Below are 22,510 nucleotides of genomic sequence, written 5' to 3'. Positions count from 1 at the left end.
TCGTAAGTAGCTGGGCGGTCGCAGGGTTGATGCACGTCAATGCTGCATTGTCGAGCGTGCCCGGAGTGATGCACCGTCTCGGTCGCATGTCGGCTCCACGGCCGCGCTACATATGAAAAATTCGGTGCGTGATCCGTTGAGCCACGTCAAGCCATCGAAGGGGCGTCGGCATAGAGTGATTCTAGGGTTCGACCAGCGCTCGAGAACCATGCTCACGGAGAACAAGGCGGCATTCCCGCAAAAACTCGCAATTGCAATTGCGACCGTTAGCCTGGTCAGTGCCGTTGCAATCGCTGGTGCGCCGGCGGCCGCCGACGATGCCCGTCATCCGAACAAAGCAGCCGAAAAAGCGCCGATCAAGTCAAACCGCGAAGCGGACGACCAAATGCAGGCCATGCGCGTCATGCACGAAAAGATGACGAACGCCAAGACGCCTCAAGAACGCGTTGCCCTGATGGACGAGCAAATGAAAGTCATGCAAAACGGCATGTGCATGATGGAAATGACGAGTGCTTACTCGTCCAGTATGCCGATGTCATCGCGGCAGGGGAGTATGGAAATGCGCATGGATATGATGCAGATGATGATGCCCGACACATTGCTCCGTCGTCGGTGGCGCCCTCTGATGATTTGACAATATAGTACGCACTGTACGCAACCGAGGTACCGGCTAGCCTCGGTAAAGGTAACTCACGTCGTAGCACGGCCGTCACGTCAATATCGAACGCGCAGGGCGAAGAGCCTCGATGGAAGCGGAACGGGTGAGCAAAGGAGCGTCAAATGAGCGGCCAACCCGGCGAAGACAAGCTTGATCAACCACGGATTTCTGAGCACTTGTCATCGGGCGAGCATCACGCACGCGAGACGGACAAGCACGGCCATTCCGCCGGCCACGGACACGACGCGCATGCGCCTCACCAACATGGCCAGGATGAGCACGTTCGACCCGCAGATTCGCTTCGCGACCCCGTCTGTGGAATGACGGTGGCCGACGAGTCAAGCTTGCGCTGCGAACACGATGGCAAGTGGTACGCGTTCTGCAGCCAGGCTTGCTTGACGAAATTCCAGGCTGCGCCGTCCAGGTACGTCGAGCCCTCGACCATTGCGCAGCCACGAGCAGTGCCTGAGAGCACCATCTACACGTGCCCGATGCACCCGGAAATTCGCCGGGACCATCCTGGGCAATGTCCGAAGTGCGGCATGACGCTGGAGCCGGTTCTGCCCGGTATCGACGAAGGCGAGAATCCGGAACTGGTCGATTTTCGACGCCGATTCTGGTGGACGTTGCCACTGACAGTCATCGTTTTCGTGCTGGCGATGTTTGGCCATCGCCTGCGATTGATGGGAGCCGGCACCGAAAGCTGGGTTGAGTTCCTCATCTCCACGCCAGTCGTCCTGTGGGCGGGCCTTCCGTTTTTCGAGCGGTGCATGCGCTCATTCGTGAACCGCAGCCCCAACATGTGGACGCTCATCGGGCTCGGGACGGGGTCGGCCTATATCTACAGTGTCATCGCCACCATCTTCCCCGGCGTGTTTCCTGAAACGTACCGTGCGCACGGCCGGGTCAGCGTGTATTTCGAAGCAGCGGCAGTCATCATTTCGTTGACGCTTCTGGGGCAGTTGCTCGAACTGAAGGCCCGCTCGCAAACATCCGCGGCCATCAAGGCGCTGCTCGGGCTCGCACCCAGGACGGCCCGACGCATCAGCCCGGATGGTTCCGAGGAAGACATTCCGTTGTCCCATGTGCATGTGGGAGACCTGCTTCGCGTGCGGCCAGGCGAGAAAGTCCCCGTGGACGGCGTAGTGACGGATGGCTCGAGTTCGCTCGACGAGTCCATGATTACCGGCGAACCGATTCCCGTCACGAAGCGCGTTGGCGACCACGTCATCGGCGCAACGATGAACGCGACAGGCAGTCTCGTCATTCGCTCGGAAAAGGTCGGCTCCCAGACTGTCTTGTCGCAAATCGTGCAGATGGTCGCGCAGGCGCAGCGGTCCCGTGCCCCGCTGCAGCGTATGGCCGACAAGGTGGCCGGCGTGTTTGTCGTCGGCGTCGTCAGTGCCGCTCTTCTGACATTCTTCGTGTGGGGCATCTTTGGGCCGGAGCCCAGCTGGGTGTTCGGTCTCATCAATGCGGTGGCGGTGCTCATCATTGCTTGCCCCTGCGCGCTGGGGCTTGCGACGCCAATGTCCATCATGGTTGCAAGCGGCAAGGGAGCCACAACCGGGATTCTCTTTCGAGATGCGGCCGCGATCGAAAATCTGCGCAAGGTCGATGTGCTCATCGTCGACAAGACGGGGACGTTGACGGAGGGGCGTCCAGCGTTCGAGCGAGCCGTGGGCACAAACGGATACACGACCGACGAAGTACTTCGTCTGGCGGCGAGTCTCGACCAAGGTAGTGAGCATCCGCTTGCTGCGGCCATCGTTGCGGCTGCCCGTGAGAAGAAGCTGACTTTGGATCGCACGGAAAATTTTGAATCCGCTACGGGTATCGGCGTGAGAGGACTTGTCGCCGGCAGGAAACTTGCGCTTGGCAACACCGCGCTGATGCAGACTGACGCGGTATCCGTCGAATCGCTGGCCAGGGAGGCGGACGGCATGCGCGCGCAAGGCGCCAGTGTCATGTACTTGGCGGTCGATGGCAGTTTGGCCGGACTGCTGGCAGTCGCGGACCCGATAAAGACGACAACGCCGGAAGCGCTTTTGACGTTGAAGGAAAACGGCATTCGAGTCGTGATGGCGACCGGTGATGGTGTAGTCACTGCCAAGGCCGTGGCCGGAAAGCTCGGCATCGACGAATTCCATGGCGAGGTGAAGCCTGCAGACAAGCTCAACCTGGTGACACGGCTTCAGCAAGCCCGGCACGTTGTCGCAATGGCCGGCGACGGCATCAACGACGCCCCCGCGCTTGCCAAGGCCGATGTCGGCGTGGCCATGGGAACAGGCACGGATGTGGCGATGAGCAGCGCTCAGGTGACCCTCGTCAAAGGCGACTTGCGCGGTATCGCGCGTGCTCGAGAGCTGTCCGAGGCAACCGTCGCGAACATGAAGCAAAATCTTGGCTTCGCGTTCGTATACAACGCACTCGGGGTTCCGCTGGCGGCAGGGGTACTTTATCCATTCACCGGTTTGCTGCTTTCGCCGATGATTGCCGCACTTGCAATGAGTCTAAGCTCCGCTTCGGTCATTTCGAACGCACTGCGACTGCGCAACGCGAAGATTTAGCTTGTCACGCAGCTTGCGGCGGTCGCATAACGACAGCACACCTTTCGTCGCAGTGGGCCGTCCGCGCAGTTCCCACTAGTATCGTATGTAACCCGAACTATTGGAAAAGCGAGTGTTCGGATGTTCGCGGTGCACACGCAAGCATGCGTTGGATTGGACGTCTTCGGGCCCGGTCACGCAGGTCATTGATTTGCCTATAGCGCTCGGGCGCAATCAGAACCAGCGGTGACGCGTAACCAGAATTAATGTACCTCGGGAGATCACTCGGCGCGCGGCGGAGCGGTCCCGTGACGGCAGCGGCGAACGAAGGCGATTCATGCGCGATCGCCCGCGCCGTTACGATTCCGGGTTGAAGGCAGACGTGTCGCCGTCGATCCGGAACACAATCGGATCGCGTGGATAGTGCTTGATGTCCGGAGAGAAATCGTACTTGCCCTCGGTCCAGTAGTACGCGAAGGAGACGAGCAGAATCGCCAGCGAAAATGGCAGCGACAGGCGCCCCCATGTCCAGAAGGCAAGCAGCCCGAGTGCGGCGACGATCGCAAAATAGATCATGGCTGGGCGTCGCGCCTTTGCGAGCGGCTGCCACGTTTCGGGATGAATTCCTGCGGCAATGAATGCGCTCGGATTGAAACGCAACCCCTGATGTGCGAGGCCGCACAGCAGTGCGACAAGCAATTCGTGACGATTCTTGAAGCGAATGCAGCGAATGGCGTCGTGGGCGTCGTAATCCACGAGGCTCGTGCGCAGTGTGTATCGCTTCGCCGGTTCGCGCTTCCCACTTTGTCGCCAGAACTGGAAGTTCGCCGCGCTCATGGTCACTCGGGAAGGCGGGTTGAAGTCAACGTCGCAGCACATGTCCTCGTTCCGCACGACTTCACGCCATTCGATGCACCGTTCCTGCTGCAGGGCCGCCTGGTCCGAGTGCTTGCCGACGCCATATCGGAAGCCGGTTGCGTCGACTTGAAACCAGCCGCCGATATTCATCGTCGCGCGAATCACGATCACCACCGCCCAGGCGAGGCAGGCCAGAATGCAAAGCCATAGAACGAAACCGATGAACCCGGCTCGCGAGGAGGATGCATCGTCGAATGGCGCAACGAGCAATCCGGCGAACATCGTGCCGAAAAACAGCATGAAACCGATATTCAGCAGATAGGTATTGAACCGATCTGGAATTCCTTTGCATGTCGGTATCTGTCGAAGGTGTGCAGGCAGCGTGATGACTCGCGGTTTTGCGCTTGTGTCCGGGGCGAATTGCTTCGACGCGTCGTCAGGGCGGGGCGGCAACGCGTCGTCCGAGCGGGTAGTCATGGCGCGTGGTCCCTTGTTCGTAGGATGTGTTTTGGAAATCGGCGAATCGTTCGGATGGTAATCGATCTGGCGGAACGGCTCGCACCGGAATCAGGGTTCCCTGCACGAAGGCAAAAGAATCCGGCCGATTGTTTTCTTCTGTGTCGGAAATCCGGAAAGTCGACTGCGTTAGTTGTGACGGCGGAACCCCAATGCTCGACCGGTACGCTCGGGGCGACCCGAACCGACACCGCCATACCCACGCCTTCGTGCGAAGATTGAGCGATATTCCACCCGCATTCCATCGAGACCGTCGTGATCCGATCGAACCCCGAGGGCAACCCGCAAGCCGGCCATCCGCCGTGGATGGCCGTCGCACTGGCCGAGCTGGGCATTCGCCGCTTCCCGCCCGGCAGCATCAATCCGCGCATCGTCGAGTACAACAACCACACGAACCTCGTCGGCTACGACGACAAGATTTCGTGGTGCTCGTCGTTCGTCAACTGGTGCATGACGCATGCCGGCATACGCGGCACGGGGTCGGCGCTCGCGCGTTCGTGGCTCGAATGGGGGCGGCCGCTGGAGCGCCCGGTGTACGGTTGCATCGCGATTCTGACGCGCGACGACCCCGTGAGCTGGAAGGGGCACGTCGGGTTCTATCTGCGTCACGACGACGAGCGTGTCCACCTGTTCGGCGGCAATCAGCTGGAAGAGGTGCGCGAACTTGCGTATCCGGTGAGCGAGGTGATCGGTTACCGGTGGCCGGACGCGGGCTGATCGCGCCGCACGCCCGGCCGCCCGCGCACGGACGACGGCGCCGGCGTCGCACGGCGGTCGCGGTCAATCCTGCGCGGCGGTGGCAGCGGCGGCCACGGCCTGCGCTTCACCCGCCGCCTCGTTCCTGCTCCACCCGCCGCCGAGCGATCGATACAACGCGACCGCCGCCAGCGCATGCTCTCGCCGGACCTGATTGAGCGCATCCGAATCCCGCAGATACACTTCCTGCGCCGACAGCACGTCCAGAAAATCCGTCGCGCCGCCCTTATAGAGCTGGTTCGCCAGCCCGAGCGCCTTGTCCGACGCCGAGAGTGCGCTGTCGAGGCGCCGCGTCGCTTCATCGCTGCTGCCGAGGTTCGCACGCGCATCCTCGACTTCCCGCAGCGCCTGCAGCATCGTCTGCCGCAACCCGAGTTCCGACTCGCGCATTCGGCTTTCGCTTTGCGTGATGTCGGCGGTGATTCGCCCCGCGTTGAAGATCGGGCTCGTCGCGCTCAACGCCGCGCTGAACAGGTTGTCGGTCAGCGTCGGCAACCCGAGATACGACGCGGCCAGAATCCCGTCCGTCAGGTTCAGCGAGAACTTCGGATACCGCTCGGCCTTCGCGGCGCCGACCTGCGCCGCGCGCCGCTCGACCTGTGCGTAGGCGGTGAGCACGTCCGGCCGGCGCAGCAGCGCCTGCGATGGCAGCGTGGCGGGCGACCCGGCAGGCGGCGCCGGAATCGCGCCGGCCTGCGCGAGCATGATCCGGTCGTTCGACTCGGGCGTGCGGCCCGAATACACGGCGATCAGGTTGAGCTGATGCGCGATCTGCGCGCGCGTCGGCGGAATTCGCGCTTCGAGCGCATCGAGCTGGTTCTGCGCGCGCGTGACGTCGAGCTCCGTCGACAGCCCGAACGCCTGCCGCTTGCGCGTGAGTTCGAGCGCATGCCGGCGGATCGCCGCGTTGTCCTGAAGGATCTTCAGTTCCTGCTGCGCCCAGCGCAGGTCGACATAGGCCGAGGCCGCATCGGCCGCGAGCGCGAGCCGCATCGCGTCTTCCGCGTGCTTTTGCCCGACCAGCCCGGCCTGCGCGGCCAGCAGGTCGAGCCGTTCGCCGCCGAACACGTCCGGCGACCAGCTCAGCGCGAGTCCCGCGCCGGCCTGCCGCACGTAGCCGAGCGGCGGCGGCGTATTCTGGCGCGCGTCGGACGCACGCGCGGTCGCGTCGAGTTCGGGCAGCAGCACCGCGCGCTTCTGCACGGTCAGCGCCTGCGCCTGCTTCACGCGTTCGGCCGCGGCCTGCAGATCGAGGTTGCCGTCGAGCACGGTCGCGATCAGCCGGTCGAGCACGGGGTCGTTGAACTGCGCCCACCATGCGGCGGCGTCGATGTCCGCACGCGGCACGTCGGTGTCCCACGCGGCGGGCGCGAGCGATTGCACGGAATCGTGCAGCGCCGGGTGCTGCGCGGGCTGCACCGCACACCCTGCGGCGAATGCGCTGACGGCCAGCGCGACGAGTAGCTTTTTCATGATGACGACCTTGGCTTCAGTGCGCGTCCGGCGGCGGCGCGTTCAGGGTGATGGGACGGGAAAACGCGACGGCAACCAGAGCGACCACGAAGCACAGCGACAGCGCGTAGTACGCATCCGCGTAGGTGAGCGTCAGCGCTTCGCGATAGATCAGGCGATGCAGGTTCGCGAGGCCGGCCTGCGCGGTATCGAGCGTGTTGCCGGCCACCGAGGTCCAGTACGCGGCCTGGCGGTCGAGCAGCGACGCGACCTGCGGCTCGCCCGCGCTCACGTGTTCGTTCAGGCGCAGGTAGTGGAAGTTGAGCCGGTCGTTGAGCATCGTCGCGCTCACCGCGATGCCGATCGCACCGCCGAGGTTGCGCATCAGGTTGAACAGGCCGCTCGCCGACTTCAGCCGCGACTGCGGCAGCGAGCCCAGTGCCATCGTGACGATCGGCGGCACGCTGAATTGCTGGCCGATGCCGCGCAGCGCCTGCGGCAGCAGCAGCTCCCGCCAGCCCCAGTCATGCGTGATCGGCGTGTACAGGTAGCAGCCGAGGCCGAAGCAGATCAGCCCGAACACGAGCAGCACGCGCATGCTGAAGTAGCGTGCGGCGAATGCATACGCGCAGAGCGCGAGCAGCTGGAACGCACCGACCGACAGCAGCGCGATGCCGATCTGCAGCGAGCTGAACGCGCGCACCTGCGCGAGAAACAGCGGTGTCAGGAACACGGTGACGAAGATCCCGATGCCCGTCACGAACGACAGCAGGCTGCCGATCCCGAAGTTGCGCACGGCGAGCGCGCGCAGGTCGACGATCGGGTCTTCCGCGGTCAGTGCGTGCACGATGAACAGGAAGCCGCAGATGCCGGAGATCCACGCGCAGATGACGATCGCATCGTCGCTGAACCAGTTCTTGCGCGGGCCTTCTTCCAGCACGTATTCGAGGCAGCCGAGGAAGCCCGACATCAGCGCGATGCCGAGATAGTCGCCGCGCTTGATGAGGCTGAGATCGGGTTCGTCGATGTGCACGTAACGCGGCACCAGCGCGGCCACTGCGATGCCCGGCACGAGATTCAGGTAGAACAGCCAGTGCCACGACCATTGATCGGTGATCCAGCCGCCGATCACCGGCCCGATCGCCGGCGCGAGCGACGCGAGCGCGCCGATCGTCGTCGACGCGATCAGCCGCTGCTTGCCCGGAAACAGCACGAACGCGGTCGTGAACACGGTCGGGATCATCGCGGCGCCGAGCGCGCCCTGCAGCCCGCGGAACAGGATCATCGAGTTGATGTCCCACGCGAGCCCGCACAGCATGCTCGTGATCGTGAAGCCGACGGCCGACGCGACGAACAGCCAGCGCGTCGACATCACCCTCGACAGCCAGCCCGACATCGGGATCACGATGATCTCGGCGATCAGGTAGGCCGTCTGCACCCAGGACAACTCGTCCTGGCTCGCGGACAGGCCGCCGCCGATGTCGCGCAGCGACGACGCGACGATCTGGATGTCGAGCGTCGCCATGAAGAAGCCGACGCACATCAGCGCGAACGCGAAGACGCGCTGCTTCGTCGGCTGCGACGCGGGGTCGCCGGAAAAGGCGGTGGTCATCACAGGCTCCCGTTCAGTTCGCGTGGTCGGTATGCACGGTCACGACCGCGGAGAGGCCTGGACGCAGCACATGCTCGATGCCCGGCTGCGGATCGAGATGCACGCGCACCGGCACGCGCTGGACGATCTTCGTGAAGTTGCCGGTCGCGTTCTCGGGCGGCAGCACGCTGAAGGTCGCACCGGTCGCGGGCGCCAGGCTGTCGACGCGGCCGTGCAGGCGCGTGCTCGACGCGTCGAGCGCGACGTCGACGCGATCGCCGGCGCGCATCTTGCGCAGCTGGTCTTCCTTGAAGTTCGCGTCGATCCACAGCCCGGACACGGGCACCACCGTCAGCAGCGGCACGCCGACGTTGGCGAGCATCCCGACGCGGCCCGTGCGGTTGCCGACGTAACCGTCGACGGGCGAGCGGATCGTCGTGTACTCGACGTTGAGCGCCGCGACGCGTTGCGCGGCGAGTGCCGTGTTCACGCGGGCCCGCGCATCGGTGAGCTGCGCGCCGAGCACGTCCAGCTGCCGCTTCGATGCGAGCAGCGCGGCGTCGCTGCGCGCGACGGCCGCATCCGCCTTCGAATAATCGGCATCCGCGCGTTCGACGATCTGGTTCGACACCGCATCGGATTTCACGAGCTCGCGGTAGCGCACACGGTCGGACGACGCACGCGTGAGCTCTGCCGACGACGCATTCCTGTCCGCGGCATGCTGGCCGATCACCGCGTATTGAAGTTGTTGCTTCGCTTCGAGTTCGGCCACCGCGGCGCGCGCGCTGTCGACTTCGGCAGTCGCCTGCGCGAGCTTCGCATCGTAGTCGCGCGCATCGAGCTGCACGAGCACGTCGCCGGCCTTCACGCGCTGGTTGTCGGTCACGAGAATCTTGTCGACGAAGCCGTTTACCTTCGGCGCAAGCACCGTGACGTCTCCGCCGACGTATGCGTCGTCGGTGCTTTCCTGGAAGCGCAGCACGAACAGCCAGTCGAGCGCCGCGGCCGCGACTGCGACGACGACGGCGGCCACCGCGATGCGCATCCACGGCACGCGGCGCTGCTGCCTTGCCGGCCGGTCGGTTGTGGCTGCCTCGCGGGAGGCGGCGGCTTGGGTCGTTTCCATCGAATCACCTATGTATATGCACTTACTGAAGCGACCGACGATGCGTCGCCGATCGGGGAGGGGGTTAGCGTTCCGGGAGGTTGTGCGTGATCCGGAACAATTCGTCTCTGAGGCGGGCGGCCTGCGCCGACCCGAACCGCTGCTCGAACGCCTCCTGCGCGGCGAGCCAGTGCACCTGCGCTTCGGCGATCTTCGTTTCGCCTTGCGCGGTCAGCGCGAACGTCTGGCGGCGGCACCGCGGCTCGATCCTGCCGGTGACCAGCGCCGCGCCGACCAGCGGCTTGAGCGCGCGCAACAGCGCGGTGCGCTCGATCACCAGCACCGCCGACAGCATCGCCATCGTTACGCCCGGGCGCTCCCGCAGCAGCGCGAGAATGCTGTACTGCGACGGCGTGACGCCCGCCCGCGACAGGTAGCGCTCGTAGAACTGCGAGATTCGCCGGGCGGCTTGCCGGACCGCGAAGCAATCGTCATCGGTAAGCGTGGTCTTGTGCATGTGCACATGTTAGGTGGCAGAGCGGGCGGAAGCGAGTGGCGGTGCGGGATCAGATTGGTGCCGTGGCTGTACCAATCGACGATGGAACGGCGCGTTTTTGCGCCGGATCAGGCAGCGGCCGGAACAATCCCGCCTTGGCGGTCGCAGTACGCGGCCGTGTAGTCGATGAACGCCTTGACCTTCGCCGGCAGCAGCGCGCGGTTCGCGTAAGCGAGCTTGATTTCGACGAACGCGTCGACGAGGTCGGCACCGTCGAGCAACTGCACGAGCGCGCCCGACGCGAGCTCTGCTTCGACGAGCGTTCTCGGCACGACGCCGATACCGAAGTCATGCATCACCATTTCGCGGTTGAAGACGGGGCTGTTCGACGAGATGTCGAAGCTCAACGGCACGACCAGCGTGTCACCGTCGACGCGGAACGACAGCGCGGGCCGGCGCAGCGACGGCGACATCGGGATGAACGCATGACCGGCGAGGTCGGTCGGCGTTTCGGGACGCGCATGCGTGCGCAGATACGCGGGCGTCGCGACGATCACGACGGGTATGCGTTCGACCAGCCGCACGACGGTCGTCTCGCTCGTCAGCATGTACGGCACGACGATGCCTATGTCGTAGCCTTCGCCGACGAGGTCGACCGGGCGCTCGGTCAGCGTGACGTCGAGGCGCACCTTCGGATGCGCGGCCTTGAAGCCGGCGATCAGCGGTACGAGCCGGTTGAGCGCGGCCGTCGTGTGCGCGACGAGGCGCAGCAGCCCCTCGGGCTCGCGCGTGTGCGACTGCGCCTGCGCTTCCAGCGAATCGAGTTCGTCGAGCACGGCCGCGCAGCGTTCGTAGATGCGCTCGGCGGTCTCGGTCAGCGAGACCTGGCGCGTGGTCCGGTGCAGCAGGCGACTGCCGAAGCGCGCCTCCAGATCCGCGACCGCCCGCGACACGACCGGCCGCGCGAGGCCGTGCATGTCGGCGGCGCGCGTGAAGCTGCGCATTTCCACCACCGACCGGAAGATCCGCAGCTTGTCGATGTAGTCCATGTCCGTCTCCTCGAGGCGATGGCGGGGCGCCTGATGCACGCGGCCGGCCCGGCCATGTTACGGCGGAGTGTACATTGACTTTATGCATATGCACATATAAATTGCCGATCATGAACGATATCCAGATCGCCCAGGCCTGCAATTGCCTCGCGCTGCGTCAGGCGGCGCGCTTCGTCACGCAACTTTACGAGCGACATCTGGCCCCGGTCGGCGTCACGCCCGCGCAGTTCTCGATCATGGCGAATCTGTCGCACCGGCCCGGCCTGGTGATGAGCGAACTCGCCGACACGCTGGTGATGGATCGCACGACGCTGTTGCGCGCGCTGAAGCCGCTGCAGCGCGACGGCTTTGTTGCCGCGGCCGCATCCGAGCACGACGCGCGCGCGCACGCGCTCAGCCTGACGAAGCTCGGCGAGCGCACCTACGCGCAGGCGAAAGTCGCGTGGCAGGCCGCGCAGGACGAGTTCGAGACGCAGTTCGGCCGCGGCCGCGCCAAGGCACTGCGCGACGAGCTGTTCAGCCTGACGGCGCAGCGATAGGCGCAACGCGCGCGGTAGTATGACAAAAGCGATCCGGATCCACCGGACGAGACACGAGGAGTCCCCCATGCTGCAGTTGAGCGAGCGCGACGATGCGATGTTGCGCGGCGCATTCGGCGACGGCGTCGCGCGCGCAATGCGCATCGTCGCGCGCACGGCCGACGTCATGTCGGCGCCGCACCTGATCGACATCACGTCCGCGCATATCGACGGCTGTCTTTACCACGGCCAGACCAGCCTCGACTTCGTCGAATATTTCGTCGACACCGGCGCGCAGGTCGCGGTGCCGACCACGCTGAACGTCGGGTCGCTCGACCTGATCCATCCCGAGCTGTATCACGGCGACCGCACGATCCAGCGCGACGCGCAACGCCTGATGGACGCGCATCTCCAGCTCGGCTGCGCGTCGAGCTTCACGTGCGCACCGTATCAACTGAAGAATCGTCCGCGCCTGGGCGAGCAGATCGCGTGGGCCGAATCCAATGCGATCGTGTTCGCCAACTCGGTGCTCGGCGCGCGCACCAGCCGCTACGGCGACTTTCTCGATCTGGCCGCCGCGATCACCGGGCGCGCGCCGTATGCGGGGCTGCACGTCGAATCGAATCGCGCGGCACGGATCGTGTTCAACGCGCCGGACTTCGGCAACCGGCCGTCGCGCGACATCTACTTCGCGGCGCTCGGATTGCTGATCGGCCGGATCGCCGGTGCAACCGTGCCGGCGATCGTCGGGCTGCCGGCCGACACCACCGAAGACGAACTCAAGGCGCTCGGCGCGGCCGCCGCATCGAGCGGCGCGGTCGCGCTGTTCCATGCGGTGGGCGTCACGCCCGAGGCGCCGACGCTCGACGCCGCACTGCACGGGCAGGCGGCGCAGCGAACCGTCGATGTCACGATGGCCGATCTCGACGAGATCCGCCGCACGCTGAACCACGGTGCGGCCGGCGATGCGCTCGTCGCGGTCGCGCTCGGCACGCCGCACTTCTCGCTGGCCGAATTCCGCACGCTCGACGCGCTGCTCGACCAGTTCGACGGCAAGCCGAAGTGCGATTTCTACGTGAACACGAGCCGCTTCATCCTGTGGGAACTGGACGAGCTCGGGCTTGCCGGCAAGTTCGACGCGCGCGGCATCCAGATCGTCGTCGACACCTGCACGTACATCACGCCGGTGATGAAACAGCTGTCGGGCCTGGTGATGACGAACTCGGGGAAGTGGGCGTCGTACGCGCCCGCGAACATTGGCGTCACGGTGGCGTACGGCAGCATGCGCGAGTGCGTGCGCTCCGCGTTCGAGGGAAAGGTGCGATTCGATGACTGAAGCAATGGTTCGGAAACTGACGGGCGATACGCTCGTGCCGGGCAGCGCATGCGCGAAGACGATCGTGCTCGACAAGCCGCTCAGCTTCTGGGGCGGCTACGACTCGGGCGCGGGGCGGATCGTCGATCGCGGGCATCCGCAAGCGGGCGCGAGCCTGGCCGGCCGGATCATGGTGATGCCGCACGCGAAGGGATCGAGTTCGAGCAGCAGCGTGCTCGCGGAAGCGGTGCGCAATGGCACGGGGCCGGTCGGGATCGTGCTGAAGGAGCGCGACCTGATCATCTCGATCGGCGCGATCGTCGCCGCCGAACTGTATGCGATCGCGGTGCCGGTGGTGTGCGTGAACGATGCGGTGTACGACGCGATCGTCGCCGCGACGGGCGATGTGCGGATCGAGGCAGGCGAGGGTGACGGCTGCGCGCGGATCGACGTCGGCAGCTGACGCGTCACGCGCTCGCCGGCTCGGAGGAAGCGGGTGCGCGGCGGATCTTCCCGCACGAGCGACAGCGCATTTCTTGCCGGCCGGTCGTGCGGGCCGCCGGATTTCGGACCATACAATCAGGCTGAACGGTGAACGGTGAACGGTGAACGGTGAACGCCGAACGCCGAACGCCGAACGCCGAACGCAGGATCGTGCTCGGCACGAAGCGGCCGATTGCCGTTCGACCCGACGATGAAATCCCGACGGGGCGCGTAGTGCCGCCTGCGTTCGCCGGTCATTCGCGCGTGGTTGCGGCGGCCGCTTCCCGATAGGCGCTCGGCGTCTGCCCGGCCCAGCGCCGGAATGCCCGCGTGAAATTCGCCGGATCGGTGAACTGCAGCCGCTCGGCGATCGTCTTCAGGTCGAGATCCGACGCGGACAGCAACTGCTTCGCGTCGCGAAACCGCGCTTCGTCGAGCAGTTGCCGGTAGCTCGACCCGGCTTCCTCGAGCCGGCGCCGCAACGTGCGCGTCGACACGAGCAGCGCGTCGGCGAGCGCCTCCGGACTTGAATAGTTGCCGGCCGTTCGCGCCAGTTCCGCGCGCACGCGCCCGACGAGATCGCCTTCCTCCTGACGCACCTGCGCATACTCGCGCTCGACCTGCACGAGCGCTTGCCGGTGCGCGACTTCGTCGGCGAGCGGCAGCGGCCAGTCGAGTACGTCGCGGGCGATCCACAGCGCGTTCGCCGCACAGCCGAATTCGACCGGCGGCAGCTGGTCGCGATAGCGTGCGAAGTAATCGGGCTGCGGCCATGCGAAGCGCAGCGCGATCGGCGGCGATGCGCGCCCGGACCACTGCGAGATGTTCTGCGCGAGCCCCGTCAGCACGAACTCGAACATCACGTGATGTTGCAGCACCGGGCTTGCCTGCACGCCGTGCAGTTCGAGCGTCGCGCCGTGTTCGTCCTCCGCATAGGTCAGCCGATACTGGCGGTTGCGCATCCGGAAGTAGCGCTGCGTGACGACCAGTGCTTCGCGGATGTCCCGCGCGGTCAGCGTCGCATAACCGAGGAAGCCGTGCACGGTCGGCTTCAGCAGCAGCCCGAACGCGAGCCCGATGCCCGGATCGCCGCCGATCTCGATCGCGTTGAGCACGAGCCGGCCCCATTGCGACGGCGCGACGCGCGCGTCCGGTTCGGCCAGCACGGCGTCGCGCAGCCCGGTTCCCGCGCGCACGGCGGCCGGATCGACGCCGCGCTCGGCGAGCGCCTGCAGCAGCAGGCGCGTATAGGCGACCGGAATCGTCGGCCGGCGTAGCCCGAGGTGGTCCTTGCGTGACGGGGAGGTCATGTCGATTTGGCCGGAAATGACAAGCATTATGGCTGTTTGCCCCCTCACGTTCAAGGCGGCGCGCGGCCTACGATGGACGTATCGATTATCGGCAGACTCACCATGACGACTTCCTTTCCCCACCTGCTCGCGCCGCTCGACCTGGGCTTCACCACGCTGAAGAATCGGGTGCTGATGGGCTCGATGCACACGGGCCTCGAGGACAGCCGCAAGACGCTGCCGCGGCTCGCCGACTATTTCGCCGAACGCGCGCGCGGCGGCGTGGGCCTGATCGTGACCGGCGGCTTCGCGCCGAACGTGGCCGGCTGGACCAAGCCGTTCGGCGGCACGCTGATGACGTCGGCCGGCGCGCGGCGCCATCGCGTGATCACCGATGCCGTGCATGCGGACGACGGCAAGATCGCGCTGCAGATCCTGCATACCGGCCGCTACGGCTACCACCCGTTCGCGGTCGCGCCGTCGAAGATCAAGTCGCCGATCTCGCCGTTCGCGCCGCACGAACTCAGCGCGCGCGGCGTCGAGCGGCAGATCCGCGCGTTCGTCCGCTGCGCGCAGCTTGCGCGCGAGGGCGGCTACGACGGCGTCGAGATCATGGGCTCCGAGGGCTACCTGATCAACCAGTTCATCTCGATGCATACGAACAAGCGCAGCGACCAGTGGGGCGGTTCGTACGAGAACCGGATCCGGTTGCCGATCGAGATCGTCGAGCGCACGCGCGAGGCGGTCGGCCGCGACTTCATTCTGATCTACCGGCTGTCGATGCTCGACCTGATTCCGGACGGCAGCGACTGGAGCGAGACCGTGCAGCTCGCGAAGGCCGTCGAGCGCGCGGGCGCGACCATCATCAATACCGGGATCGGCTGGCACGAGGCGCGCGTGCCGACTATCGCGACGTCCGTGCCGCGCGGCGCGTTCGCGTGGGTGACGAAGAAGATGAAGGGCGAGGTCGGCATTCCGCTCGTGACGACCAACCGGATCAACCGGCCCGAGGTGGCCGAGCAGATTCTCGCGGACGGCTGCGCGGACATGGTGTCGATGGCGCGCCCGCTGCTCGCCGATGCCGAGTTCGTCGTCAAGGCCGCGCAAGGCCGGGCAGACGAGATCAACACCTGCATCGGCTGCAACCAGGCGTGTCTCGATCACGCGTTCAAGAACAAGATCGCGTCATGCCTGCTGAACCCGCGCGCATGCCACGAGACCGAGCTGGTTTATACGCGCGTGCAGCAGCCCAAGCGGATCGCGGTGGTCGGCGCCGGGCCGGCCGGGCTCGCGTGCTCGACCGTGCTCGCGCAGCGCGGCCACCACGTCGACCTGTTCGACGCGGCGCCGGAGATCGGCGGCCAGTTCAACATGGCGAAGCGGATTCCGGGCAAGGAGGAGTTCGACGAAGCGCTGCGTTATTTCGGCCGTCAGGTCGAGCTGACCGGCGTGAACCTGCACCTGAATCGCCGCGTCGACGCGAGCGACCTGATCGCCGGCGGCTACGACGAGATCGTGCTCGCGACCGGCGTGGCGCCGCGCGACCCGAAGATTCCCGGCCAGGATGGGCCGAACGTGCTCAGCTACATCGACGTGCTGGCTGGCGGGCAGCCGGTTGGCCAGCGTGTCGCGGTGGTCGGCGCCGGCGGCATCGGCTTCGACGTCGCCGAATATCTGGTGCAAGGCGGCGAGTCGCCGACGCTCGATCTGGAAGAGTGGAAAGCGGAGTGGGGCGTGACCGATCCGGCCGCGACGCGCGGCGGCGTGACGCGCGCGCAGGTCGCGGCGCCGGCTCGCGAAGTGACGCTGCTGCAGCGCAAGGCCGCGCCGCTCGGCAAGGGGCTCGGCAAGACGACCGGCTGGATTCACCGCGCGACGCTGAAGATGAAGCAGGTGAAGATGATCGGCGGCGTGAACTACGAACTGATCGATGCGCGCGGGTTGCACGTATCGTACGGCGAGCAGCGCACCGATCATGAACTGATCGAAGCCGACACGATCGTGCTGTGCACGGGGCAGGAACCGCAGCGCGCGCTGCTTGCGCCGTTGCAGGCGGCCGGACGCTCGGTGCATCTGATCGGTGGTGCGGAACTGGCCGCCGAGCTCGATGCGAAACGGGCGATCGATCAGGGATCGCGGCTCGCGGCGCGGCTGTAACGGGCGTCGTTCCGGGTTGCGAAGCGGCGGAGTGCGTCACGCGGCGATGGCCCGCCTGCGCGACGCCTCGCGACTTCCCGCGCGGTGATTCATTCGACGTGCCGGGGCATGCGGACAATCTGGAAAGGATGCACCGCGTCGCCATGCAACGTGGCGACGCGATTCTGGCAGAACACCATTCGCCACTGGCCGGCGGACGTCAGGCCGCTTCGGCCCGCTCTTCCTCTTCCGCTTCCAGCATCGCCTTGACGATCAGGTAGACGGCCGGCAGGTCGTCGTCGTCGCGACGCCAGTCGACCGGTTCCTCGACATCCGCCGCGACCAGCCGGCTATCGCGCAGGCGGATGAACGCATCGACGACGGTCGGATCGTTGCGGCTCAGGAAACCGGTATTCGAAAACGCGAGTTCCTCGACGTTCAGCAGCGCCTGCCAGCTCATTGTGCGGACGGCGGCTGGATGCGTGCGGCGTCGCAGGCCGAGCGCGCGTTGCGCGGGCCCGCCGACGACACGCTGTAGGTCGACGACTGCCCGCTGCGCGGCACGCTCGAAGTGCGCGGGGTTGAAGCCGGGTTGCTCGGGATCGAATGCGGATGACTGGAACATGGTCGCCTCACAAAAGTCCGTCCGTCATGGGTGACGGAATTCGGGTCAAATGGTGCAAAAGCACTGTAAATATATACAGTGTTCGAGGCGGTTTCAAGTCCTGAATGCATGTCTGTTTGCCGGCACGGGGGCGAGCGCGGCGGCGACGCTGCCCGACGCGCGCACCGCGCGGCTTTCGCGAACGATTTACACCGACGCCGCGATCGTCTCCCGCAACCACCGATGAGCGGGATCGCGATGCACGCGCTCGTGCCAGAGCATCGACATTTCGTAGCCGGGCACCTCGACCGGCGCTTCCACCACGCGCAGCGCGGGCACGTCGCGCACCAGCCGCTCGGGCAGCATCGCGACGAGATCCGTGCTGGCGACGGCCGACATCACGAACAGGAAATGCGGAACGGACAGCACGACACGCCGCGCGGCGCCCGCCTTCGCGAGCGTTTCGTCGGTCACGCCGATGAAGCCGCCCCCGTCGGGCGACACGATCACGTGTTCCAGCGCGCCGAACTGCGCGAGCGTCGGGCGCCGCTTCAGCTTCGGATGCCCGGCGCGGCCGACGAGCACGTAGCGCTCGACGAACAGCGGCAGGCGCCGCATCCCCTCCGGCGAACCTTCTGTCGTGTGGAAGGCCAGGTCGATGCCGTTTCGCTCCGCGTCCTGCCCGATGCGCGGCGGTACGAGCTCGACGACGGCGAGTCGCGTCGCGGGGGCGGCCGATCGCAACGTGTTCAGCGCGGGCAGGACGATCGTCGATTCGCCATAGTCGGTCGCGGCCACGCGCCACGTGTTCGTCGCGATTGCTGGATCGAACGGCGTGGCCGTCAGCACCGCGCGTTCGACGGCTTCGAGTGCATCCCGTAGCGGCGCGCGCAGCGTTTCCGCGCGCGCGGTCGGCCGCATCCCGCGCGGCCCCGGCAGCAGCAGCGGATCGCCGAACAGATCGCGCAGTTTCTGCAACTGCACGCTGACCGACGGCTGCGACATGTTCAGTTTCTCGGCCGCCCGCGTGACGTTGTGCTCGGCGAGCAGCACGTCGAGCGTGACCAGCAGGTTCAGATCCAGTCGTCTGAGATTGTTCATGGCTATACCTGGAATATCCGGAATTCATTTCCAATATACCGTCGGCGACGGCATCCTGCAGTCATTCAATCAACGGAGTGACGAACATGAATGTGCTGATCGTTTATGCCCATCCGGAACCGCGTTCGCTGAACGGCGCGCTGCGCGACTTCGCGGTCGAGCATCTCCAAGCCGCGGGCCATGCCGTGCAGGTGACCGATCTGTACGCGATGAACTGGAAGGCCGCGTTCGATGCGCATGACGTGACCGACCGTGCGCCCGACGCGCGCTTCGATCCCGCGCTCGATTCGAAGCGCGCGTTCGAAACGGGCACGCAGCGCGACGACATCGCGCGCGAACAGGCCAAGCTGAAGTGGGCCGACGCGGTGATCCTGCAGTTTCCGCTGTGGTGGTTCTCGATGCCGGCGATCATGAAGGGCTGGGTCGAGCGCGTGTATGCGTATGGCTTCGCGTACGGCGTCGGCGAGCATTCCGACCAGCATTGGGGCGACCGTTACGGCGAGGGCTCGCTGGCGGGCAAGCGGGCGATGGTGATCGTCACGACGGGCGGCTGGGAGTCGCACTACAGCGCACGCGGCATCAACGGGCCGATCGACGACGTGCTGTTTCCGATCCAGCACGGGATCCTGTATTACCCGGGGTTCGACGTGCTGCCGCCGTTCGTGATCTACCGGACGGGGCGGATGAACGACGTGCGCTTCGACGAAACGCGTGCTGCGCTCGGCAAGCGTCTGGACGAACTGTGGACCGCGCAGCCGATTCCGTTCCGGCGGCAGAATGCGGGCGACTACGAGATTCCGGCGCTGACGCTGAAGGCGGAGATCGCGCCGGAGAAGGTGGGGTTTGCGGCGCATCTGGCGCACGGGCGGTGAGGATGTGCGATCACGACCGGTCGATGCGCCGTTCGACGCGCAGGCGGCCCGGCGGTTCAAAATAGGTGCCGAAGCGCACGAGCCCGGTGTTCTTGAGATGGCATGTCATCTCGAAGCTGACCAGGATGCCGGGATCGCGATTGTCGACGATCCCGACGTCGATCGAACGGATGCGCGGCTCGTATTTCAGTAGCGTGGCTTCCATCTGCTGCTTGAGCAAATGCGCCGACGCGGGCAATGCCTTGTAGATATTCGTGAGGTCGGGCAGCCCGTAGTCGGGCAGGTGCTTGAGCGCGCCGGCCCGCGTATTGAGAATGCGGCGCACGTTCTGTTGAACGCTCAGGCATTCGAGCGTCCGGTCGCTGTAAGCGCCGATCGGCTCGCCGTCGATCTGGCCGAGCAACATGTCGTAGAGGGACGGGCTGGCGGTCATCAGTGGCTCCATCGCGTGGCGCTGCCGTCGACCTTCGCCGGCACGTCGACGAAATTGATCGTCAACGCGCCTTCGGCCGTCGAGGACAACGAGATCTGCCGTGGCGTGATACCCGACGCCATCCGGGCAAGCAATTCGCGGGAAACGACCGGCAGCACGCGCTGGTTCAGGAACGCGTCGACACTGCGTGCACCGGATTCCCGAGACACGCAGTGCCGCGCAATCGATTCGACCAGATCGTCCGCGTACGTCAGTGTCACGGCATGTTGCCGGTGCAGGCGTCCGGCGATCTTGTCCAGTTTGATCCGCACGATCGACGCGAGCGTCGCGGCATCCAGCGGCCGATAGACGAGCGTCTGGAAGCGCGCGAGCAGCGCCGGCTGAAAATGCGCGACCAGTTGCGGATGAATGGCTTCACGCAACGCGGCCTGCGTGATCGACGCATCGTCGGCCGTCGCCTCGTCGGCCGTCGCCTCGTCGATCTGCGTGCTGCCGAGATTGGACGTCATCACGATCACGCAGTTGCGGAAGTCGATCTCGCGCCCCTCGCCGTCGCGCATCGTGCCGCGATCGAATACTTGATAGAAGATGTCGAGTACGTCGCGATGCGCCTTCTCCACTTCGTCCAGCAGCACGACGCTGTAAGGGCGCTGACGCACGGCTTCGGTGAGAACACCGCCGCGGCCGTACCCGACGTAACCGGGTGGCGACCCCTTGAGCTGCGACACAGTGTGCGCTTCCTGGTACTCGGACAGGTTGATGGTCGTCAGCGCAGCTTCGCCACCGAACAGCAGATCGGCGAGCGCCAGCGCGGTTTCGGTCTTGCCGACGCCGGATGGCCCCGCCAGCAGGAACACGCCGAGCGGCGCGTGTTCGCTCTTCAGCCCGGCCTTGGCGGTGCGCAGGCTCTCCGCCAGCGCGTCGATCGCGTCGTCCTGTCCGACCACGCGTGTCGCGAGCGTCGACTCGAGTGCGAGCAGGCGCAGCAGTTCGTCCTCGACGAGATTGCCGACCGGCACGCCCGTCCATTCGGCGACGACGCGTGCGATGGATTGTGCGTCGACGTCGGGGGAGATCATCGGCGCTTTGCCCTGAATCGTCGACAACGCGTCGAGCGTGTTGGAAACGGCTGTCGGGTCGGGCGCCTGCTCGGTCGAGCCACGGAGGGTGCGCAGGATGCCGACGAGTTCGCGTTCTCGCATGTACTGGCCGAGCAGTGCATCGGCGGTGTCGCGCACGTCTTCGTGTTCCGAGTCGATCGCGACGTACCGCCCGGCGACGTCGGCAATGCCGGCGCGGGCGTCCGCATCGAGCGCGGCGCGCTCCAGTTCGAGCGCCGCCAGCGTGGCGCGCGCCTGCTGCAGTTCCGCCGGCGGTACGTCGAGCGCCATCCTCACGCGCGCGGCCGCCGTATCGATCAGATCGACGGCCTTGTCCGGCAGTTGCCGGGCCGGAATGTAGCGGCGCGACAGCCGCACGGCCGCGACGATCGCCTCGTCGCGGATGTGGACATCATGATGCTTCGCATAGCGGCTCGCGAGCCCGCGCAGCATCAGGCAGGCTGCTTCGTCGTCCGGCTCGTCGACCTTGATGACCTGGAAGCGCCGTTCGAGTGCGGCATCCCGTTCGAAGTATTCCTTGTATTCGGCCCACGTGGTGGCCGCGATCGTGCGCAGCTCGCCGCGCGCGAGCGCCGGCTTGAGCAGGTTGGCCGCGTCGGCGCCGCCCGCCGCGTTCCCTGCGCCGATCAGCGTATGCGCCTCGTCGATGAACAGCAGGATCGGTGTCGTCGAAGCGCGTACCTCGTCGATCACGTTCTTCAGCCGTTGCTCGAATTCGCCTTTCACGCCTGCCCCGGCCTGCAGCAGCCCCAGATCGAGCGTGAGGATGCGTGTGCCGCGGATCGTTTCCGGCACGTTGCCATCGACCACGCGCAATGCGAGTCCTTCGACGAGCGCGGTCTTGCCGACACCCGGTTCGCCGACCAGGATCGGATTGTTCTTGCGGCGGCGTGCGAGCACATCGATCATCTGGCGGATCTCGCGATCGCGTCCGAAGACGGGATCGATTTCGCCGCGACGCGCCTTGTCGGTCAGGTCGAGTGCGAAGCGGGCGAGCACGTCATGCTCGATCGTGCGCGCGGGCGCGTGCGGCGCGGAGGAGGGGGTCGTCGCCGTTCCGTCGCCCGGCAGCGTGTCGACCGGGGCGGTTTCGCGTGTCGACACGGGTTCGTGAACGGCGTTTTCGCAAGATAGTCTTCCGAGCCGGGGCAGCACGCGCCGGATTTGCACACTGGGGATTGACAGCAACGGCCAAGCCCGCTGGGTGCGCAGCACGTGCGGCGCGTCGACGATAGCCTGCAGCAGATGTCCGGAGCGAATGGTGCTGTCGGGGTCGTCGGCCATCGCATGCGTCCACGCATCCTCGATCACCGTCGCGAGTTGCCGCGACAGCGTCGGCATGTCGCGCAGCGTGCGGGGCATGCGGTCGATCACGTCGAGCATGGCGTCCCAGACGGCGTCGATGTCGAGGTCGTAGTGGCGCAAAAGCGCGGGAATGTCGCCGTCGTCTGCTTCGATCAGCTTCAGCACCCAGTGCTCGACCGTGATTTCATCCGCGAGCCGAGTCTGGCAAAGACTCGCGGCGGCCTCGAGCGCACGCGTACAGTGGGGATTGAGGCGACGAATGAGATGGGAAGCGTCCCGGAGAGGCGGCGTCATGTCGGTAGC

The 22,510-nt window shown here is 65.9% G+C and carries 19 protein-coding genes; 8 read left to right on the top strand and 11 right to left on the bottom strand.

Features of this window, described 5'->3' with window-relative positions; all coding sequences use genetic code 11:
- Positions 1 to 208: 208 nt before the first annotated feature.
- Together WS66_RS09970 and WS66_RS09965 are read left to right on the top strand one after the other, a co-directional pair.
- Positions 209 to 634, top strand: a complete 426-nt coding sequence (locus WS66_RS09970; RefSeq protein WP_059601496.1) for a hypothetical protein — start codon at positions 209 to 211, stop codon at positions 632 to 634.
- Positions 635 to 780: 146 nt separating this feature from the next.
- On the top strand, positions 781 to 3,228 hold the full coding sequence (locus WS66_RS09965) for a heavy metal translocating P-type ATPase (protein ID WP_082728917.1): 2,448 nt from the start codon (positions 781 to 783) through the stop codon (positions 3,226 to 3,228).
- A 336-nt stretch (positions 3,229 to 3,564) separates the two neighbouring features.
- Here WS66_RS09965 and WS66_RS09960 read toward each other — a convergent pair whose 3' ends face one another.
- Complete coding sequence (locus WS66_RS09960) at positions 3,565 to 4,542, bottom strand: hypothetical protein (RefSeq protein ID WP_059601501.1); 978 nt, start codon at positions 4,540 to 4,542, stop codon at positions 3,565 to 3,567.
- Positions 4,543 to 4,887: 345 nt separating this feature from the next.
- On the opposite strand from WS66_RS09960, the gene WS66_RS09955 reads away from it, so the two are divergent.
- Positions 4,888 to 5,298 carry a TIGR02594 family protein gene (locus WS66_RS09955; RefSeq protein ID WP_059532397.1) on the top strand — a complete coding sequence of 137 codons (411 nt, stop codon included), beginning with the start codon at positions 4,888 to 4,890 and terminating at the stop codon, positions 5,296 to 5,298.
- Between the two features lie 63 nt (positions 5,299 to 5,361).
- Here the strand turns inward: WS66_RS09955 and WS66_RS09950 are convergent, their stop codons facing one another.
- From WS66_RS09950 to WS66_RS09930, 5 genes are all read right to left on the bottom strand, one after another.
- Positions 5,362 to 6,810, bottom strand: coding sequence for an efflux transporter outer membrane subunit (locus WS66_RS09950; RefSeq protein WP_059601504.1), 1,449 nt, complete (start codon positions 6,808 to 6,810; stop codon positions 5,362 to 5,364).
- A 16-nt stretch (positions 6,811 to 6,826) separates the two neighbouring features.
- Complete coding sequence (locus WS66_RS09945) at positions 6,827 to 8,401, bottom strand: DHA2 family efflux MFS transporter permease subunit (RefSeq protein ID WP_059601505.1); 1,575 nt, start codon at positions 8,399 to 8,401, stop codon at positions 6,827 to 6,829.
- A gap of 13 nt (positions 8,402 to 8,414) precedes the next feature.
- The gene (locus WS66_RS09940; RefSeq protein ID WP_059601508.1) at positions 8,415 to 9,506 is read right to left on the bottom strand and encodes an HlyD family secretion protein; all 1,092 of its coding nucleotides are present in this window, start codon (positions 9,504 to 9,506) and stop codon (positions 8,415 to 8,417) included.
- Positions 9,507 to 9,570: 64 nt separating this feature from the next.
- Entirely contained in the window at positions 9,571 to 10,002 is a 432-nt protein-coding gene (locus WS66_RS09935) for a MarR family winged helix-turn-helix transcriptional regulator (RefSeq protein WP_059601511.1), read from the bottom strand.
- A gap of 107 nt (positions 10,003 to 10,109) precedes the next feature.
- A complete protein-coding gene (locus tag WS66_RS09930) occupies positions 10,110 to 11,030 on the bottom strand; it encodes a LysR family transcriptional regulator (RefSeq protein ID WP_059601513.1) in 921 nt (306 codons plus the stop codon).
- Between the two features lie 110 nt (positions 11,031 to 11,140).
- Here WS66_RS09930 and WS66_RS09925 point away from each other — a divergent pair, with 110 nt between their 5' ends.
- From WS66_RS09925 to WS66_RS09915, 3 genes are all read left to right on the top strand, one after another.
- Positions 11,141 to 11,569 carry a MarR family winged helix-turn-helix transcriptional regulator gene (locus WS66_RS09925; protein WP_059601516.1) on the top strand — a complete coding sequence of 143 codons (429 nt, stop codon included), beginning with the start codon at positions 11,141 to 11,143 and terminating at the stop codon, positions 11,567 to 11,569.
- A gap of 67 nt (positions 11,570 to 11,636) precedes the next feature.
- Entirely contained in the window at positions 11,637 to 12,884 is a 1,248-nt protein-coding gene (locus tag WS66_RS09920; protein WP_059601519.1) for an aconitase X, read from the top strand.
- The gene (locus WS66_RS09915; RefSeq protein ID WP_059601521.1) at positions 12,877 to 13,326 is read left to right on the top strand and encodes an aconitase X swivel domain-containing protein; all 450 of its coding nucleotides are present in this window, start codon (positions 12,877 to 12,879) and stop codon (positions 13,324 to 13,326) included. The genes WS66_RS09920 and WS66_RS09915 overlap by 8 nt, the downstream gene beginning before the upstream one ends.
- A gap of 274 nt (positions 13,327 to 13,600) precedes the next feature.
- Here WS66_RS09915 and WS66_RS09910 read toward each other — a convergent pair whose 3' ends face one another.
- Entirely contained in the window at positions 13,601 to 14,683 is a 1,083-nt protein-coding gene (locus WS66_RS09910) for an AraC family transcriptional regulator (RefSeq protein WP_059601524.1), read from the bottom strand.
- A 75-nt stretch (positions 14,684 to 14,758) separates the two neighbouring features.
- On the opposite strand from WS66_RS09910, the gene WS66_RS09905 reads away from it, so the two are divergent.
- Positions 14,759 to 16,792, top strand: coding sequence for an NADPH-dependent 2,4-dienoyl-CoA reductase (locus tag WS66_RS09905; RefSeq protein ID WP_059601526.1), 2,034 nt, complete (start codon positions 14,759 to 14,761; stop codon positions 16,790 to 16,792).
- A 199-nt stretch (positions 16,793 to 16,991) separates the two neighbouring features.
- Here the strand turns inward: WS66_RS09905 and WS66_RS09900 are convergent, their stop codons facing one another.
- Both WS66_RS09900 and WS66_RS09895 read right to left on the bottom strand, forming a co-directional pair.
- Complete coding sequence (locus tag WS66_RS09900; protein WP_059601528.1) at positions 16,992 to 17,396, bottom strand: DUF2471 family protein; 405 nt, start codon at positions 17,394 to 17,396, stop codon at positions 16,992 to 16,994.
- A 186-nt stretch (positions 17,397 to 17,582) separates the two neighbouring features.
- Positions 17,583 to 18,476 carry a LysR family transcriptional regulator gene (locus WS66_RS09895; RefSeq protein WP_059601530.1) on the bottom strand — a complete coding sequence of 298 codons (894 nt, stop codon included), beginning with the start codon at positions 18,474 to 18,476 and terminating at the stop codon, positions 17,583 to 17,585.
- An 86-nt stretch (positions 18,477 to 18,562) separates the two neighbouring features.
- Between WS66_RS09895 and WS66_RS09890 the strand changes: the two genes are divergently transcribed.
- Complete coding sequence (locus WS66_RS09890) at positions 18,563 to 19,348, top strand: NAD(P)H-dependent oxidoreductase (RefSeq protein ID WP_059601532.1); 786 nt, start codon at positions 18,563 to 18,565, stop codon at positions 19,346 to 19,348.
- Positions 19,349 to 19,358: 10 nt separating this feature from the next.
- Here the strand turns inward: WS66_RS09890 and tssE are convergent, their stop codons facing one another.
- Positions 19,359 to 19,781, bottom strand: a complete 423-nt coding sequence (gene tssE / locus WS66_RS09885; protein ID WP_059601837.1) for a type VI secretion system baseplate subunit TssE — start codon at positions 19,779 to 19,781, stop codon at positions 19,359 to 19,361.
- Positions 19,781 to 22,501 carry a type VI secretion system ATPase TssH gene (tssH, locus tag WS66_RS09880; RefSeq protein WP_059601534.1) on the bottom strand — a complete coding sequence of 907 codons (2,721 nt, stop codon included), beginning with the start codon at positions 22,499 to 22,501 and terminating at the stop codon, positions 19,781 to 19,783. The genes tssE and tssH overlap by 1 nt, the downstream gene beginning before the upstream one ends.
- Positions 22,502 to 22,510 lie beyond the last annotated feature (9 nt).

It is taken from the genome of Burkholderia sp. LA-2-3-30-S1-D2 (assembly GCF_001523915.2).
GTDB classification, from domain to species: domain Bacteria; phylum Pseudomonadota; class Gammaproteobacteria; order Burkholderiales; family Burkholderiaceae; genus Burkholderia; species Burkholderia diffusa.
Note: the sequence above shows the minus strand (reverse complement) of the source record. Positions and strands in the feature narration are given on the sequence as shown.

Excerpts from the sequence above, each read along its gene's own strand:
- WS66_RS09970 (WP_059601496.1), top strand. The coding sequence starts at position 209 with ATGCTCACGGAGAACAAGGCGGCATTCCCGCAAAAACTCGCAATTGCA.
- WS66_RS09895 (WP_059601530.1), bottom strand. The coding sequence starts at position 18,476 with ATGAACAATCTCAGACGACTGGATCTGAACCTGCTGGTCACGCTCGAC.
- tssH (WP_059601534.1), bottom strand. The coding sequence starts at position 22,501 with ATGACGCCGCCTCTCCGGGACGCTTCCCATCTCATTCGTCGCCTCAAT.
- WS66_RS09910 (WP_059601524.1), bottom strand. The coding sequence starts at position 14,683 with ATGCTTGTCATTTCCGGCCAAATCGACATGACCTCCCCGTCACGCAAG.
- WS66_RS09905 (WP_059601526.1), top strand. The coding sequence starts at position 14,759 with ATGACGACTTCCTTTCCCCACCTGCTCGCGCCGCTCGACCTGGGCTTC.
- WS66_RS09950 (WP_059601504.1), bottom strand. The coding sequence starts at position 6,810 with ATGAAAAAGCTACTCGTCGCGCTGGCCGTCAGCGCATTCGCCGCAGGG.
- tssE (WP_059601837.1), bottom strand. The coding sequence starts at position 19,781 with ATGACCGCCAGCCCGTCCCTCTACGACATGTTGCTCGGCCAGATCGAC.
- WS66_RS09930 (WP_059601513.1), bottom strand. The coding sequence starts at position 11,030 with ATGGACTACATCGACAAGCTGCGGATCTTCCGGTCGGTGGTGGAAATG.
- WS66_RS09945 (WP_059601505.1), bottom strand. The coding sequence starts at position 8,401 with ATGACCACCGCCTTTTCCGGCGACCCCGCGTCGCAGCCGACGAAGCAG.
- WS66_RS09890 (WP_059601532.1), top strand. The coding sequence starts at position 18,563 with ATGAATGTGCTGATCGTTTATGCCCATCCGGAACCGCGTTCGCTGAAC.
- WS66_RS09940 (WP_059601508.1), bottom strand. The coding sequence starts at position 9,506 with ATGGAAACGACCCAAGCCGCCGCCTCCCGCGAGGCAGCCACAACCGAC.
- WS66_RS09955 (WP_059532397.1), top strand. The coding sequence starts at position 4,888 with ATGGCCGTCGCACTGGCCGAGCTGGGCATTCGCCGCTTCCCGCCCGGC.
- WS66_RS09965 (WP_082728917.1), top strand. The coding sequence starts at position 781 with ATGAGCGGCCAACCCGGCGAAGACAAGCTTGATCAACCACGGATTTCT.
- WS66_RS09960 (WP_059601501.1), bottom strand. The coding sequence starts at position 4,542 with ATGACTACCCGCTCGGACGACGCGTTGCCGCCCCGCCCTGACGACGCG.
- WS66_RS09900 (WP_059601528.1), bottom strand. The coding sequence starts at position 17,396 with ATGTTCCAGTCATCCGCATTCGATCCCGAGCAACCCGGCTTCAACCCC.
- WS66_RS09925 (WP_059601516.1), top strand. The coding sequence starts at position 11,141 with ATGAACGATATCCAGATCGCCCAGGCCTGCAATTGCCTCGCGCTGCGT.
- WS66_RS09935 (WP_059601511.1), bottom strand. The coding sequence starts at position 10,002 with ATGCACAAGACCACGCTTACCGATGACGATTGCTTCGCGGTCCGGCAA.
- WS66_RS09920 (WP_059601519.1), top strand. The coding sequence starts at position 11,637 with ATGCTGCAGTTGAGCGAGCGCGACGATGCGATGTTGCGCGGCGCATTC.
- WS66_RS09915 (WP_059601521.1), top strand. The coding sequence starts at position 12,877 with ATGACTGAAGCAATGGTTCGGAAACTGACGGGCGATACGCTCGTGCCG.